The organism is Idiomarina sp. T82-3 (assembly GCF_001577655.1).
GTDB lineage: Bacteria > Pseudomonadota > Gammaproteobacteria > Enterobacterales > Alteromonadaceae > Idiomarina > Idiomarina baltica.
In genome coordinates this window covers 13726-29930 of the sequence record NZ_LSBQ01000023.1, presented here as the reverse complement: position 1 = coordinate 29930, position 16205 = coordinate 13726, and the positions used below count along the sequence as shown (strand labels likewise).

Sequence of the window (16205 nt, the reverse complement as noted above, 5' to 3'; positions counted from 1 at the left end):
CACAACAGAAAAAACGGTATATACTCGAAATCACTGGCCAACAGGATAGCTCGCAATAGCCATTGGATCGGATACAGCCAACATTTGATTTCCTTTCAGTTCGTGAAATGGAAATTCTGCAAACTCAAACCACCTTGCCGACAAGTCGACATAAATTTTCGAGTCATCGAATGAAAGTTTTTGAGCATGACCTGGGTAGACCCCCTTACCTTTTTCAACTACTAAAAAAGCAAGGGGAAAGAAGCTGAGCAGGCTCATCGAAACGTGATGGCCGTCATGTAATAAGTACGTGAGTTTTGCGCTCAAATGGCGTGTATAAGGATAAAACCAGTAAAAAATGTCATGCGTTTCGCGTACTGCTAGGTCATCTCCGAGCACGAAATTTTGCAAAGGCGTGAAATACGGAGTCTGCTTTGGCTCCATTTTGCATTCCTCAACTGATGTCGCCGCAAGGATATGGCCAATCATGGCTCTGCAGAAAGTGAGGCTATTTATATCAGTCGACACTACAGTACTTGGACTGTCGCAGTATTGAAAATAGGCTTTGACTTTTTCGCTCAATGACGAGAAAACCTGACCAACTTGGTTATCACATGCGCCAATATGCTGATTATTACAAACTCTGCACACAGTCCTGAACTTGCTCCCATTGGGAGATGCAACGCCTTTTACCTTTCGGGCATTAGCGCCCATCATCTCAGTTATATGGCGTTGCTCGACCTTAGTGATGTTTATCGCACACTTCGGTGGCACATGCTCAGATGACAACCGGCCAAACTTGCCGCAGACAAGGCAGTAGCCCTCGTTGATTTTCGTATGCCTAATTCGTTTGCTGAGATTATCAGTAAACGTACCCATTTTAGCCAATCCTTGCTTTAAATTGCGCTTTGATAATTTTAGCGGGCTGAGGTTTCAGCGTACCAACACATTAAATCATAAGGCGGTGATTTTTTAATCAAAAATTCAAGAGAAAACCCCTCTTTGCCATTCTTTTTAAAACTTGTGTCCTTTTTTTTATAAAAAAAACACCTTAAAAATAAGACAAAAAATAGTTAAAAATCTTTTCTGAAATTTTTGCCGAGCCTCTTCGCGAATTTTTCCCGTTCCGTGAGATACCATAATTAATAAGGCCTACAGGCCGGTTTACAAACCAACGGGATGGAGAAGGTGGTGTCATGAATAGTAATGACCAACGAGTATTCACAGCAAAAGTCGAGCAAATAGTTATTCATCCATTTGCGCAACCAGCATATGAGTGTGACCTTGATTTGCGTCGCCAATGTATAAAGCATTCAGCCACTTTATCATTGTCTTCACCATTTCCTTTCGAGTACCCGAAAGTTATTAAAACAAACGATCGCTTTCAGGTGATATCAGGGTGGTCGCAGCTTCTATATCCAGGCACTAACATGCCTGAGATATTACAAGTGTTAGGTATTTCTAAAATCAGTGATGATGAAATATCAGATATCGCTTGGCAATATCTTATCGCAAAACTCCTCAACCAAATTGACCACACGACATTTTGCGCGCAACTGACCCAAGTTCTCGAACGAAGCCCTCTCTCCCATCCCGATATCGAAGCATTAACCAGTGTATCCGCGAAAACGCGCTTTGCGATTGCCCGAAAACTCTCCCGAACAAGCCTCAGCACATCAAAACGACAATTCTCGCGGCTAGAGCAAAGCCCTAATGAAGGAGTCTGGTTATGATTTGGCGTAAAAGAAAATATCAGGGCAAACACCAGCTGAAGAATCAAAAGCGTAGCCCGTCTTCACCCTACCGGCTGACACGAAAAACGCTAGACGATCTGAGTTCATTCTTGTTCGAAAACTCGGATAAATTGCAATATGGCATAGCCTTAGCTTCCTTGGTAACAGGTCGTACGGTTTCATCGCTTGTCGACCCCGATATCCCCTTCGAGCTTCTAGAGTCCGGCGTAGGGAGGTTGTTTAGCCGCTGGCATTACGGTCAGGCGTCGTCACCATTATTTGATAGTGCGGATAGGCTCGTAAAAGACAATACATCTTATATAGTACTTCCGCCCTGTATTGCCTCCCCCATTGCCAGAGCCCGCAAGCAAGCGATCCCAGCTCGTGTACTTGAGCGTCAATTTTCACTTCCAGCATCGCGCAAGCGAGGTCCGGCCGGGCAGCTTATAACACTCAACACGATACAGCATGTTATCGATTATGAGTTCACCAAAGTCGGAATGACACGTTATGAGAGAGACTTTATCGCGGATAAAGACATGAGCGATAACATGCAAAACTTCTACGCTGCGTTTTCGGCCCGCTTGCTTCACCAGCGCCACGCAGATTTCATGGCCTTATTTTTACCAGAGCATGAGGTTGAGGTGTGTAAGCAGAATGTGGCACCGCGCGATCTTTTATTTGGCTCAAAAAAAGCATTGTCGTGCTCTGGCGTTCAGTCAATTTTTTCCGCTCTTGAATCAGCATTTAAAGAGTCGCTCAGAAATAACGATTATGTAGCCACCCACAACATCTATACGCTATACGTGGTTAACTCACTTCAACTCGCAACGATGCATCGCCCGGCTCCGGATGCATTTAGGTCATTGAGAGCGTTTTGTCATGACTTTGAGCAAATCGAAATAGTCGACAAGTCTGTTAGCTCGACACGTCTGGTTCCTCTATGCAGATACGCACAGAAGTTACTGACAGAGTACATTGAATATTTAAAATCCCATCAAGCGCGCTTTCAATTTACTAAGCCAGCTAAGTATGAGGCTATTGAGGAGATGTTGTCAGGGCGTTCAAATCTCTTTCGCATACAAACCGCGTCAACATTTTTACCGGGCACCGAACACTTACCAGAGACGCTCGAGGATGACGTATTCAATAATATTAACTGGCATCGCCACACGATGAGCAGCTGGCTCGTCATAAGCGGCACCGAACGAGATGCACTCGCCACCTTCATGGGTCACCGACAAGCCTTTGATACACCAACAAGCGCCCGCTCAACGTTCTGTTATGACCAACTTCGTGAGATAAGCGAGCATATAAACGAATTACTGTACACACTACGTTTACCGTACCTGTCACCGGTCAGGCGTTAAGGAGAACAAAATGGACGAGATAATAAAGCTCATGGTCGAGCACGACACACCAAAAAAACGCGAAATTCGCAAGGCCAGCGTCGCGTGTGCTGACTGCTTACTGCCAAAGTTAAGCTCGGTGTCAATTGCTGAGCTTGATGAGGATAAGAAGGAGATTCTATTCTCTGATGTATACAAAACTGCCCGCGACGCTGGATTGAACAATAAATTCAGACGCTCGCTTATCGATGTTGTTTACCGAAGGCTCTATGGTAAGCGTTATTACAGTAAGCCGCGAATGTCTGGCTTTGTTAACACTAAAATCTTCAGGGCAAAGTCGTTGCTCCATAATGCCGACAAATGTGTCTCCGATTTTGTCGCTCAGCAAAAAACTCTTAATGCCAGCCAACGACTGTTTCTCATCCTGTTTCACGCCGCATTTGAAAGCGGATTATGTTTCGAAGAGGGGCTAGACGACCTTTATAAGACGCTGACTGAGTCCAGGCAAGTACTGCAGCGGGTGGGAAGCTCTTGGGTAATTCCACTGTCATACACGCGCAGTGGACACGAAACTAACGCGAAAGCTGGTAATAAAAAGGTAACTCGTCGCACTTTCCGCCCTGGCCCGCTTACTCTGCTCGCCATAGAGGGGTTCATGAAAAGCCGGTCAATTGTCTGTATAACCCAAACAGCAACCGAGTTATTGAAATCTGAGTTAGCCAAGATCATGTCGGCGCCAGCCATCAGTAAACTCGATAACAGGAGATTTTTTCGGGCTATTGCATTACTTGTCAGTGAACAGCCTGGCTCAGCACTTCCCAGCTTTTTAATGCATTACGCCTGTGGTGATTTGAGTAGTGCATCCACATCGATTGAGTGCCTTAATCACATTAATACACAGTCGTTTTATGCGGCAACATCTCCACTTACCGAGTTGCCTGACAAACGTTTAGCAGTCGACTCCTCCGTAAAATATAAGAATAAAAAAGACCTCCCCGCATATCACTCAGAATTCGGCAAGGCATTACGAGAGCTTTTCAAAAAAGAAGATAACGCTAACCTGTCACCAGAGCAGCGCAAAGTTATTATCGTTCAAGCAATTAATGCCTTCATTGCACAGCGAGAAGAGTCGATGAGTGATGCTGAGTTTGCTCTTATCGATTGGCTGAAATCTTGCTACGAATCCGGTCAGTCGAAGATGTTCTCGACGGGTGACCGAAATGTAAGCTCTATAGCAACCCTTTGGCTCGAGGTTTGTAGCACAACGAGTGTTTATGTACTCGACGAGTCTGAAATGACCGCGTTATATAATGAGCTTATGAGCAAGAAAAAGTTATCTGACTCTAAGTACGTGAAGAAAATAACAGACCTTGTCTACTTCTTGCATAAGCAACACGAGGTGCCTCTTCCTCAACAACTCGAGCCACGCGATAAACGATCCACTCACGTTCGTTCAAACATACCCGCCAAAGAGCACATATCGCATCTTCTGAAAGACATCAATGACATATATGCCAATGAGTCTCAGCATTTTCGGGAGTCAGTGACTGTGTTGCTTATTCTTATCGCCCGTACCAATATTCGCCCGCACGAGGCGATGCATCTCACGGCAGAAGATATGCCAACCTTTGACACTGGCCACATTTTTATACGTAACAAGCGATATTTCAGAGAAAAAACCTATTCCGCTAGACGTCTCATAGAGCTCGATACATTTTTGCTGCCAGCAGAGGCAAAATTCGTGCGCCAGTTCATCAATCGGCGCATGGAGCCGGCCGGACGTTCACTGTCAAAGGACGGTGGTGTCGACTATGAAAGGCCGCACACCTTATTATTTTCCAAAATTCCTCAAAAAGATATCCCGCTTGATATGCGAGATATCAGCAAACACGTGACTCGCCTGCTGTCATCTTATACGGGCGTGCACACACCGATGTATCAGCTACGCCACTATGCGATTTCGACAGCAGTACTTGTGTGTTTTGCCTTGGACGAAACTGTAAGCGAGCTAACGCCATACTCACCCGAGCAAGTCACGGTTATCAAAGATTACTTTCAGAAGAACGATTCACATAACGTACTTTACAAGCTGTCGGATTGGGCGGGTCACCTCGAGTCTGACATGACTCTATCAACCTATACGCATTTCACCGACTTGCTACTGTTCGAGTCTGTTATGCGCTCAAACATATCGACTCCGCTGGATTACGCAAAAGCGCTCTCCTGTGTCCAGTCTGCGCGTATCGACAAGATTTGCGCGCAGCAATCGCTCGGCCGAACTCCGGATAGAGCACAGTTGATGGTTTTAACCGATGGAATACTTAAAAAAGAACGTGGAGCCTGGATAGCCAAGCCCCGCAACGGAGTCAAAAAAGGAGATATCGACATGGATAGTTTACTCAATTTAAAGAGCGAGTTTGACGCCGCTCACGTCTGCCTTGTGCTTGAAGCCTACGATAAAGGGCGAAGCATTGAGGAAATTCGAGACATTTATAATATCGAACCTAAGATAATCGAATCGGTTATTGATGCGGCGCGAGACACGCAGGAGCGTTATCAGACTAAGCGCAGGCAATCGAGACTTTATACAGCTGAAACCCGCAACCTTAGTGTTCCGGTGCCAAATGCCAACACAGATACGATGGCAGCAAATACGATTATCCAGCACATGGCGTCTGCACCGATGGAGCACCTGAGCCAAGCCATAAGACGTGCGTGCCATACGCTATTATGCGCATCGACGTACAACCACCGCTACGTATCATTTAATACAAAGGATATAAATGAAGTGCTTGAACTCATCACCACCCTGCGGCAGTTTATCCCCGCATCTCGCTTTTACGTCGAAATTCATGCTGACAAGTCAATTCCGGAAGAGTACATCAAGGATTATTGGAGCCAGCTTCTTGCCGGAGTTGGTACTTCAGAAATAACGTTCAAAGACGGTGGTAAGCGACAAAATTCAAAAGGCAGTGTTCAACTGTACTTTCTAAGCCACGCCATCAATGAAAATAGTGCGGGCAATATTAAAAAGAGCGGTCACTATTATGCGTCAAGTGCATTAAGATATGCGCTACATACCCTGGCTATCTATTCTGGGGCAATGAGACGATACTACGATCCCAATTTTAAATATGACCCGGATAATGTTTATAAGTTAACTAAATGAAGCTATTTAGCGGTGCTCTAAATCGGTTATTCTGGCGTTCTTAGGCAGCATAAAAATCGCCGTGAGACCAATGACTCTAGAGTATTAGCTAAGGATTCCACAATCAGTACCTTACAACGTAAGGAAGTGGACAATGATGGATAAATTATGGACGCAATCCAGATTCAGGCTTTTAAAAAGCAGTTGGAAGAATTAAAACAACAATTATTAGAGAGCGAAGAGGCCAGTAAGGAGGATACCAAACCGGTGGAACTCGATCAGCAGAGTGTCGGCCGACTATCTCGTATGGATGCCATGCAACAGCAGCAAATGTATCAGGAGCGAGCACGCCGCAGAAAGGTACAGGTGCAGAAGGTTGACGGCGCTTTGCGCCGTATTGAGGCAGGAGAGTTTGGTGAGTGTTTTGTTTGTGGTCAGGATATCACTTTAAAACGCCTTCAATTCGACCCTACTCAAACACGCTGTATTGAGTGTCTGGAGAGTACGGATTAACTCTAAATTTTTAGTGTCTAAACACAGTCGCTTTCATAGCTCGTGTTAAAAAGAGTTATTGTACTGCTGTAAACGCACTAATACTAAAAAACCATCCCACATAAGTTAAGCCGTGCTCATCGCAAAATGAGAATAGGAGTTTTACTCGCCTCAATCATTGCCGTGGTGGTACTGCCAACCAAAAATTGGCGTAATTTAGAATGCCCATAGGCACCCATCACCATTAGGCCAATCCTATTTTCTTCCTGGTAAGCATGTAATGCAGGCTCGACTTCACCCGCCACTATCGCGGTAGTAACCTCATGCTCCCCTTGTTCTAGCTGCTCTTTAGCCCACTCGAGGGAGGCGTTGTTGGAATCTGAATCTGCACCAACCATCACAATATGAATCGGTAGGCCTGCAAACAATGGACTCCTAGCCAATAACTGAACGCCTTGTCGAGTCGACTCACTCGCATCATAGGCCAACATAACGGAGTCAGGCTCAGCAAACTGATCAGGGGTTAGTAGCGTTGGTTTATGCACACGTCTTAATACTGTTTCTAGCTGACTACCGATATGTGAGCCATCACTGTGCTCCTCACCATGAGTCCCCAATACCAACAAACGTGTCTCCGCTTCAATCGCGAGCAATGATTCAATCAATTTACCGTGGCGTTGCCGCATCGAAATATCTGTCATACTGCTCAGCTGAATTGCTTGCCGCTTCGCTTCATCTAGCAGCTGGTGACCATGCTCCAACAACAACTTACTCTTCTTGGCGTCAAGCTCTGCGAGTTCTGTGAGTAACTTTTCACGACTACCAAGCCCTATATTCCCAGTCATATCTTGTCGAGCCTCGGCATGACCTTCCTCAATAACATGCAACAAAGTCAATGGAGCAGATAAACGCGCAGACGCCCAAGACGCCAGCTGTACAACCGCGGACATAGTGCTAGACCCATCGATACAAGCGATTACATTACTCATACTGTTCTCCTTATTATTGAGCGTTAGTGACCACCGAGAATATCGTCGGCATCGGCCTTATCATGCACCCCGAAACGGTCAACGATGGTTGCACTCGCTTCGTTTAAACCTAACACCTCTACTTCCGCTCCTTCACGGCGAAATTTAACAACCACTCGATCCAGTGCGTTAACAGCGGTGATGTCCCAAAAATGCGCATGAGTCAAGTCAATCACGACATTGTCTACCGCTTCTTTTAGGTCAAATGAAGCAATGAACTTTTCAGAGGAGCTAAAGAACACTTGACCAATGACCTCGTAACGGCGTGTTACCCCCTCAGAATCAATAGTTGAGCGAACATGCATGTAGTGGCCCACTTTATTGGCAAAGAATAAAGCAGCAAGCAATACACCTACGGCGACACCAATCGCCAAGTTATGAGTCGCCACGACAACCACAACCGTCGTGACCATCACAATATTAGTCGATAAAGGATGCTTTTTAAGATCGCGAATTGAGCCCCAACTAAAGGTACCAATGGCAACCATAATCATCACAGCGACTAATGCTGCCATTGGGATGATTTTTAACCACTCGTCCAATACCAAAATCATAATCAACAAAAACACGCCCGCCGCGAGCGAGGAAAGTCGACTACGACCACCCGACTTTACGTTAATTATCGACTGGCCAATCATGGCACAACCTGCCATTCCACCAAATAAGCCTGCGCCAATATTTGCTATACCTTGACCTTTACATTCTTTATTACGGTCACTGGTTGTGTCAGTCAAATCATCGACGATAGTCGCTGTCATCATTGACTCTAGTAAGCCAACAACCGTGAGACCCACCGAGTATGGTAATATAATCCAGAGTGTGTCTAGGTTTAGCGGTACATCTGGCCATAGAAATACCGGCAATGTATCAGGGAGTTGACCCATATCACCTACGGTACGGATATCCAGATTAAGCGCAATCGCAACGATGGTAAGCGTGATAATGCAAATCAAGGGAGAGGGCAGCATTTTTCCTATTGCCGGTATATACGGGAAACCGTAAATAATCGCCAAGCCAGCGGCAGTCATTGCATATACGTGCCAGGTTACATTGGTAAGTTCGGGTAACTGAGCCATAAAAATCAGAATACCTAGCGCATTAACGAAGCCCGTCACTACAGATCGGGAGACAAACCGCATAAGTTCACCTAGCTTTAGGTAGCCTGCAATGATTTGTAGTAACCCCGTCAGCAACGTAGCAGCCAATAAATACTCAAGCCCATGCTCTTTAACTAATGTCACCATTAACAGCGCCATAGCGCCTGTTGCTGCACTTATCATTCCCGGTCGTCCGCCTACGAAAGAGATAATAACTGCTATACAAAACGAAGCATACAAGCCAACCTTCGGGTCAACGCCGGCGATAATTGAAAACGCAATTGCTTCGGGAATAAGCGCTAACGCGACAACAATACCGGCGAGTAAATCGCCTTTTACATTAAAGAACCAGTGTTCCTTTAAATAATTCAACATGAGTTTAAGTAGTCCTACACAAAAGTTCGTCTTGAAGTATTTTTTCAGAATTTAAGGTGATAATTAAACATCAGCAAAACAAAAATAATACTACGCCGATAAAGCGCTAAAACGAATTTTAGATTTAATAATAATTCAGTTTGAGTCTGGAGGTTCTATTATCCAGAAGAAGTGTTCTTAAATTTGACACAGGTGTGCCGAAGCACCGCGAGAGCGGTTACCTAGGGTGGCGTAAGCAAATTGTTATGCACAAAGTTGCTATTCATTTAGTCTCGAAAAGGTTGGAAAACTAGAGTTTGCAGAATAATACAATTATACTGTTCAAAAGTAAAACTTTAGTCGTCTTGTGAAGGTTATCTAAAAGCCATCGGCGAACTATTCCTGAGGGTGGGCCAGCTCAAGATAACCGCTATAAAGTCGGGTTAACGCCGTCACCCAGCACATAGCGGCAAACAAAGAGGCAAGCCATACAAATTGGTTGGGGAGTAGACAAAATAGGATAAAAGCAATAATTGTCTCAAACCCTTCAGTCAGTCCCCCCATGTAATGCAACGACTTGTTAGGATAGCTTAAGTTTTCTATTCCTCGTTTGGCAGCAAGGCTTGCAAATGCTAGAAAAGTGGTCCCCGTCCCCATAAACGTCACCATCAATACACCGGCCGCCACAGCGTTATTTTCGGGGTTTGCAAGTAAAAAGCCAAATACAACTGCGCTGTAAAAAACAAAATCCAGAACAATATCGAGATATCCGCCAGCGTCTGTTGTCTTGGTCAAACGGGCAACCGCCCCGTCCAAGCCATCAGCCAGCCGGTTTAGCAGAATAAACGCAAGCGCCAGCAAATAATATTCGAGAGCTAACGCAGGTACTGCTAGCATGCCTACAAAGAAACCTCCAACTGTGACATGGTCTGCTTTAATATTCTGTTTGACTAGCCAACGCGCCGGCTCATTCAATATCTGTTTTGTGTATGGAGTCAAAAAAGGATCAAACATTTTGGCGCTCCTAAACGACTATGTATTGGAGTTCAAAATCAGTATTGAATAACTGAATCATATTCGTCGCCAACGGTGAAATTTTTCCACCCATTTTAGCAGCCCCTCAGGCGCATTAGCTCTTTTCCATTCACCCGCAACGTACTTATTGGCCTCTGATAACGTCGGGTAGCTGTGGATTGTTCCCAACACCTTATTAAGCCCAATGCCGTGCTTCATAGCCAGTACATATTCAGCAAGTAATTCCCCCGCTTGAGGTCCAACAATATTAACGCCCAGAATTTTATCCTTACCCGGTTCAGTCAATACCTTAACGCGGCCATAGGCACTATCATCCGCAATTGCTCGATCGAGCTCGCCGATATCATATGTGGTTATTTCGTATGCCTTTTGCTGCTGTTCAGCTTCTTGCTCTGTCAGACCCACATTAGCGACTTGGGGTGTCGTATAAGTAACCCACGGAATGACTGAGTAATCGACGCGAAATGTCTTAAACGGATCAAATAGCGCATTAACCGCTGCGTACCACGCTTGGTGAGATGCAACATGTGTGAATTGATAAGGGCCAACGACGTCACCACAGGCATAAATATTCGGGTAGTTTGTTTGCAGCAGTTCATTGGCATTTATGGTTCTATCAACTTCAACCCCAATCTCTTCTAACCCAAATCCTTTAACATTTGCTTGCCGACCAAGAGCGATTAGAACTCGGTCAAACGACAAGCCAACTTCTTCACCACTATGTCCTGCAATTAACACGTCCTTTCCGTTACGCTGTTCAAAGCGTAACGCTTCATGATCGGTTTTAATTTCAATACCGTCTTCTTGAAGGCGTTCAGCTAATAATTTCGCTGAGTCTTCGTCCTCGGGGCCCAATATTCTCGGTCCCTTTTCTACTATCGTCACTTGAGCACCAAGGCGCTGAAACGCTTGGGATAACTCACAGCCAATCGGTCCTCCCCCTAACACCAATAAGCGACCGGGGAGTTTATCTAGCTGCCATAAGTTATCCGACGTTAGATAGTCAATCTTCTCCAAGCCATCGAATGACGGAACCAGCGGTCTTGCGCCAGTGGCGACAATTATCGCACGAGTCGTAATCCTCTTTGTTTGGCCATTTTGGGATATTTCGACTTCCCATGGCGACACTATCTTAGCCTCGCCAATTTCACAGTTAACTCCAAGCTTTTCGTAACGCTCAACCGAATCGTGCGGCTCAATTTCTCCTATAACTTTGCTAACTTGTTGCATCACACGTTTGAAGTCGACACTCACTTTCTCCGCCTTAATGCCCAGGTGTTCGCTCTGACGTGTTTGGTGCGCGACATTGGCTACATGCAGAAGTGCTTTCGACGGCACACAGCCAGTATTTAAACAGTCCCCGCCCATTTTATCTCGCTCAATCAGTGTGACTTTAGCCTTTACTGCGGAAGCGATGTAGGCGCTCACCAGACCAGCCGACCCGGCGCCAATAACCACCAAGTTGTTATCAAACGATGCCGGTTTTTTATATCCATTGAATGCCTTGCGACGCTTAACGACGTTCAATATAAACTTCGCGATTAAGGGGGTTAGTCCGAGTAGGGCAAAAGCGCCGATAAGGTCAGCAGAAATAATGTCACCGACACTATTAATCTGTGCGATCTGAGTACCCGCATTAACGTAAACTGCAGTTCCAAGGAGCATCCCAACCTGACTTACCCAATAAAACGTCCACGTTTTTATAGAAACGAGACCCATTGCCAGATTGATAACAAAAAATGGGAATACGGGCACAAGGCGTAAACCAAATAAATAAAAAGCGCCATCGCGCTCGACACCGCGATTGATCGAGTCTAACCGATCACCAACTTTACTGTGCACCCAGTCACGTAAAATAAATCGCGAACTTAAGAAGGCCAATGTTGCACCAAGCGAGGCAGCAAAGCTAGCTAACAAGAGACCCCAGCCGAGTCCAAATATTGCCCCTGCGCCGAGGGTTAAGACGGTAGCTCCCGGTAATGAAAGCGCAGTTGACACGACATAAATGGTGAAATAGATCACAAAAACGGCAATAGGATCATTGGTAAACAGCTCATTCAGTCGTTGTTGCTGTTCCTTCAGAAAATCCAATGAGAGATAGCTGGTTAAATCAAAGGCGAAGGTAGCTACAAAGAGCGCAGCAATAGCCGCCAATAGCAAAACTTTTTTAAATGACATATGGTTTCCTTGTTACCGTCCGTCTTGTTAAAAGGTATATCGCAGACTTAGCTGCATATGGCGCGGTTGAGATGGAAATGCCAAAGTGGCGCCAAAATAGCCGCCTTCAAAGACAGGCGACCAATTATCTTGGTCTGTAACATTAAATACATCGAGTCTCGCCTGAAATTCTCGTGTAAAGCGATATTCTGCGTGAAGATTTAACGTGTGTTGATCACGGATGAATACGGTCTGCAAAAAGTCCAAAGGAAAGTGTTTTGTGTAGCTCAAGTCACCACCGATTGACCATTCCTGGCTGACTTTCCACCCCGCTACCAAAGATGCCTGTACCTCTGGTATACCTTGTAGTTGCTGATTAGACGCTGCAAATAGAGTGTAATTCGGTGAGCCTAGTCCAGTTCCATTTATAATATCGGGCCGAGAGTTATCAAATGCGTCTATCACTTGCCGAGTCCCTTGGGACGACGCAGAGTTATCCCAATAGGCATCGATATAACTTGCCGCCAATGTCACCCAATAGTTATCAGCGGCAAAGTGCCACTGCCCCTCTATCCCTTCTGTGCGGATCCCGCTATTCGAGCCATCTCGATTACGCAAACTACGAGTTTGATCAAATAATGTAGCGTCAGCGTACCACCGCTCATCTGAAGGGGAGTACTTAATACCGACTTCGTATAGCTCGTTTTCAGTCGCAAAATTCTGCTCATCAATGACACCGGCTGTATTAAGCACAGTGCCTCCAGCCATTGAATTAGACGTCGAGTCACTTTTGTAAGCAGTCCCATAGAGTGTTAAATCAGGTGTCCATGCGTACTGAGTCGAAACGCTTACTGCTGATAACAAGTCGTTATAACTATCACGTTTTGCTGCAACACCTTGCGGAGCCAATGGGTCTTCAGCTTCAACATCATAGTAATCAGCTCGCACACCACCGGTGATGCTCCAAGAATCTGTAAGAGCTTGCTCGTGTTGTAAGAAGAATCCCGATTGATAACTGGTTGAGTTGGTCGTATCAGACAAATTAAAATCGCCGACACCATCATTATCCAAATCATATTGCGCACCTGGTGAAACAAAAAGCCCCTTCCTTAGCTCTATCAATCTCGCTCTTTGTGAATCGGTCAGCCGTATGCGACGATTACTCAAGGGCCCCGTCAAATCAATTGGGTTGTCAGCCTCAGTTGTAAACTGGCTATAGCCTAAAACGTCATTGACCCTAAAGTTAACGCCTACTACTGTCATTTTATCGATATGCAGCTCAGTTCTATTCTCAAACGTGTGCGCATCATCAATGATTTCGACAAAACTATTCTGATTGATACCCTCGCGGGTCAAGTATTGGTAATAGGTACGATTCACCAATACGAGATCATCATTAAAATAGTGTTGTAACTTTGCGTGTAAAAGCGTGGTTTCCGCGCTGTTTGTATCAAGCGGATCGGTTAATGTGTTCGCTCGGTCAATACGCACTTCGCTGGTTGGGCTGATAACGGCGCCAGCTCCCGGAGTAGTTGAGCCGTTAGGCTGAACGCCTTGACCGGTTATATACAGGTTATGGTCAATCAAGTTCTGAGTCGGGCGGTTAATGCCGGCGTTATCTGTCCAGTCAACATCGTAATACTCTATCGCGACATTTAAATCAGTATTTTTACTCGCCTGCCAGCGATAAGCGATCAAAAGGTCATCGCTTTGGTGCTGGTGATAATTGTAAAAACTGTCTTCGTCTATGTATTCAGCGCTTACCCGAACCGCATGTTTCCCCTCTGTCAACACAGCATTATGGTCGATTTGGAATCGGTATTGACTCCATTTGCCCCATTCACCGACTAGCTTAGTTCGAGCGCTATTAACGTTAGCTGTCTTCGGCTGTAAGTTCACAAAACCACCGACTCGCTGCGTTGTGCCAAGCATAACGGGTGGTGCGCCTTTAACGACAGCGATACTCTCGATTGCGTTAAAGGACATTGGAATACCTAAGCCATTATTCCCCGCTTGACGCCGCATTCCCGCCTCGAAAAGCTCACCAAGTTGACCGCGAATAGTCGGTAACGACGGATTGCCGAAGCCGGCTGCTGCGTAACTATTGGGCGCAAGTCGGGCGATGTCGTGTAAATCATCGATAGCGGCTGACTCCATCAGTGACTGATTAATCACCGTCGCCGCTCGAGGTATGTCTTTCAGGTTCGCAGCTAAACCAAATAGTCCTTCGGTATTGTCGTCTGACGGCAGCATTACTTGATCTGCTTCACGCCCCATCACCTCGATCACTTCCATAGGTTCTTGAGCTATGGCCAATACTGGTACAAGCGTTAACACACTTAGCGATCTCAATTTAAAGCTCCTTTTGTTCATCATTAGCACCTATCCCTTCATCCCTGCGTAATTAACTTCGCAAGTTGGTTTCGACGTGACTCATCAGTGAGATCGTTTCCGCAGATATACAAACACCGTTCTTGACCTTTGCAAGCGTTGTCTGAGCTTGCAATACACGGGTTCGAAAAGTATTTGGATAGTAGATAAATCAAATTCTTTTTTTTCTTGGTGAGAGGTAACTCACTTGAAAATATTAATAGAGCATTTGGGTTCAGGCGCATTACCTCAGCTAACACGTTCTCAACTGAAGCCCGTATGGTGGATGTCACCGCCAGTGAGATCACAACCGCATCCGTAGCGACCGTTATCTGATGTCGTAGCTCACTCACCTTTGTTGCTTGAACTACCCTGATGCCGAGCTCCTCCAAAAAGGGAACCATGTCTCCTACAATAGCGGGATGGGGGCGTGCCAGTGTTACTGATTTTATCGTCAACGGGTCGTACCTCTTTACCTTAAGTCACGGTAGTGATTTACTAGTCATATGCTGTCACTATCCCGAATAAATCAACATGACTGAAACACCGGAACAACCGACCAAAACGAGCGACACTGTCGAAGCACTTCTCAATCAAGTTGCGCAGGGTACGGAGTTTCATTTTCAATCGGGGCTTTGCGGTGACTGGACATTAATGGCTAACGAACCACAGAAAGCCGCCCTGCATCTTGTAACTGAAGGGGATTGTTGGTTCGGCTTCCCATTTAAGAATACCGATGTCATTCGCCTTCATGCGGGGGATGTGATTTTTGTAAATCAAGGGATATCGCATTTTCTGAGCTACAATCAGATTCCGAATAATATTAAGGAAGATGAAATACCCAGTTTTTGCCAACCCGAGCATCAACAGAACGGGATCGTCTGTTACGACATAAATAGTCCGTCACAAATCACCGATACTGTTTTTCGATTGTTGCCTCCATGGATCGTGCTGAATCACAACTGCCAGGCGAGCGAGATGCAGGCACTCATCAGTATGATCCGAGCGGAAACCAAGCATAGCGAACCGGGAAGTCAGGCTATCGTACAACGTCTCAGTGATGTTTTAGCCATTCACTTGTTAAGAGCTGTCATTAATGGGCAACAGGAACTTACGGGGCCGCTAGCGGCATTACAAGACAGGTATTTAAGAGGCCTCGTTCTCGCAATTATTGATGAGCCCGCGGGTGACTGGTCAGTAGAGACAATGGCAAAGAAGGCTTATCTCTCGACCAGTGCATTTGCTGAGCGTTGCCATAAGCAAACCGGAATGGCTCCTAAAAAGCTTGTTGATCAACTTCGTCTTCAACGTGCCCGAATGCTGCTGAGCAAAACTCAACTCCCACTAGAGTTAGTTGCCGAGCAACTCGGTTACCAATCAGCCACAGCATTCAATCGTTTCTTCAAGCGCTACGAGGGAACATCAGCGAGTGAGTATCGACATACTCACTGACTGTTATATCG

General features: G+C 45.7%; 11 protein-coding genes. 5 read left to right on the top strand and 6 right to left on the bottom strand.

The annotated features are described in order from the left end of the window. Window positions 1-30 precede the first annotated feature (30 nt). Window positions 31-858 (bottom strand): metal-binding protein, encoded by an 828-nt coding sequence (locus AWU56_RS11550; protein WP_286682614.1) that lies wholly within the window; start codon window positions 856-858, stop codon window positions 31-33. 317 nt (window positions 859-1175) lie between these two features. On the opposite strand from AWU56_RS11550, the gene AWU56_RS11545 reads away from it, so the two are divergent. The 4 genes from AWU56_RS11545 to AWU56_RS11530 all read left to right on the top strand — a co-directional run bounded on the left by AWU56_RS11545 (window position 1176) and on the right by AWU56_RS11530 (window position 6722). Then, a complete protein-coding gene (locus tag AWU56_RS11545; protein ID WP_286682613.1) occupies window positions 1176-1712 on the top strand; it encodes a hypothetical protein in 537 nt (178 codons plus the stop codon). Further along, on the top strand, window positions 1709-3082 hold the full coding sequence (locus tag AWU56_RS11540) for a hypothetical protein (RefSeq protein ID WP_286682612.1): 1374 nt from the start codon (window positions 1709-1711) through the stop codon (window positions 3080-3082). Before AWU56_RS11545 ends, AWU56_RS11540 begins: the two co-directional genes overlap by 4 nt. Window positions 3083-3092: 10 nt before the next feature. Continuing rightward, window positions 3093-6230, top strand: a complete 3138-nt coding sequence (locus tag AWU56_RS11535) for a hypothetical protein (protein WP_286682611.1) — start codon at window positions 3093-3095, stop codon at window positions 6228-6230. A gap of 147 nt (window positions 6231-6377) precedes the next feature. Beyond that, a complete protein-coding gene (locus AWU56_RS11530; protein WP_286682610.1) occupies window positions 6378-6722 on the top strand; it encodes a TraR/DksA family transcriptional regulator in 345 nt (114 codons plus the stop codon). Window positions 6723-6838: 116 nt separating this feature from the next. Here the strand turns inward: AWU56_RS11530 and AWU56_RS11525 are convergent, their stop codons facing one another. From AWU56_RS11525 to AWU56_RS11505, 5 genes are all read right to left on the bottom strand, one after another. Continuing rightward, window positions 6839-7690 (bottom strand): universal stress protein, encoded by an 852-nt coding sequence (locus AWU56_RS11525; RefSeq protein ID WP_286682609.1) that lies wholly within the window; start codon window positions 7688-7690, stop codon window positions 6839-6841. A 23-nt stretch (window positions 7691-7713) separates the two neighbouring features. After that, a complete protein-coding gene (locus AWU56_RS11520; RefSeq protein WP_286682608.1) occupies window positions 7714-9201 on the bottom strand; it encodes a SulP family inorganic anion transporter in 1488 nt (495 codons plus the stop codon). Window positions 9202-9576: 375 nt separating this feature from the next. Further along, complete coding sequence (locus tag AWU56_RS11515) at window positions 9577-10194, bottom strand: CDP-alcohol phosphatidyltransferase family protein (RefSeq protein WP_286682607.1); 618 nt, start codon at window positions 10192-10194, stop codon at window positions 9577-9579. Between the two features lie 57 nt (window positions 10195-10251). Further along, window positions 10252-12393, bottom strand: coding sequence for a dihydrolipoyl dehydrogenase family protein (locus AWU56_RS11510; protein WP_286682606.1), 2142 nt, complete (start codon window positions 12391-12393; stop codon window positions 10252-10254). Window positions 12394-12420: 27 nt separating this feature from the next. After that, complete coding sequence (locus AWU56_RS11505) at window positions 12421-14748, bottom strand: TonB-dependent receptor (protein WP_416361540.1); 2328 nt, start codon at window positions 14746-14748, stop codon at window positions 12421-12423. Between the two features lie 528 nt (window positions 14749-15276). On the opposite strand from AWU56_RS11505, the gene AWU56_RS11500 reads away from it, so the two are divergent. Next, the gene (locus AWU56_RS11500; RefSeq protein WP_286682605.1) at window positions 15277-16194 is read left to right on the top strand and encodes an AraC family transcriptional regulator; all 918 of its coding nucleotides are present in this window, start codon (window positions 15277-15279) and stop codon (window positions 16192-16194) included. The last annotated feature ends 11 nt before the right edge of the window (window positions 16195-16205 follow it).

What these genes read in the sequence shown, in the direction of transcription:
- AWU56_RS11550 (WP_286682614.1), bottom strand. Translation starts at nt 858, where the DNA reads ATGGGTACGTTTACTGATAATCTCAGCAAACGAATTAGGCATACGAAA.
- AWU56_RS11545 (WP_286682613.1), top strand. Translation starts at nt 1,176, where the DNA reads ATGAATAGTAATGACCAACGAGTATTCACAGCAAAAGTCGAGCAAATA.
- AWU56_RS11540 (WP_286682612.1), top strand. Translation starts at nt 1,709, where the DNA reads ATGATTTGGCGTAAAAGAAAATATCAGGGCAAACACCAGCTGAAGAAT.
- AWU56_RS11535 (WP_286682611.1), top strand. Translation starts at nt 3,093, where the DNA reads ATGGACGAGATAATAAAGCTCATGGTCGAGCACGACACACCAAAAAAA.
- AWU56_RS11530 (WP_286682610.1), top strand. Translation starts at nt 6,378, where the DNA reads ATGGACGCAATCCAGATTCAGGCTTTTAAAAAGCAGTTGGAAGAATTA.
- AWU56_RS11525 (WP_286682609.1), bottom strand. Translation starts at nt 7,690, where the DNA reads ATGAGTAATGTAATCGCTTGTATCGATGGGTCTAGCACTATGTCCGCG.
- AWU56_RS11520 (WP_286682608.1), bottom strand. Translation starts at nt 9,201, where the DNA reads ATGTTGAATTATTTAAAGGAACACTGGTTCTTTAATGTAAAAGGCGAT.
- AWU56_RS11515 (WP_286682607.1), bottom strand. Translation starts at nt 10,194, where the DNA reads ATGTTTGATCCTTTTTTGACTCCATACACAAAACAGATATTGAATGAG.
- AWU56_RS11510 (WP_286682606.1), bottom strand. Translation starts at nt 12,393, where the DNA reads ATGTCATTTAAAAAAGTTTTGCTATTGGCGGCTATTGCTGCGCTCTTT.
- AWU56_RS11505 (WP_416361540.1), bottom strand. Translation starts at nt 14,748, where the DNA reads ATGATGAACAAAAGGAGCTTTAAATTGAGATCGCTAAGTGTGTTAACG.
- AWU56_RS11500 (WP_286682605.1), top strand. Translation starts at nt 15,277, where the DNA reads ATGACTGAAACACCGGAACAACCGACCAAAACGAGCGACACTGTCGAA.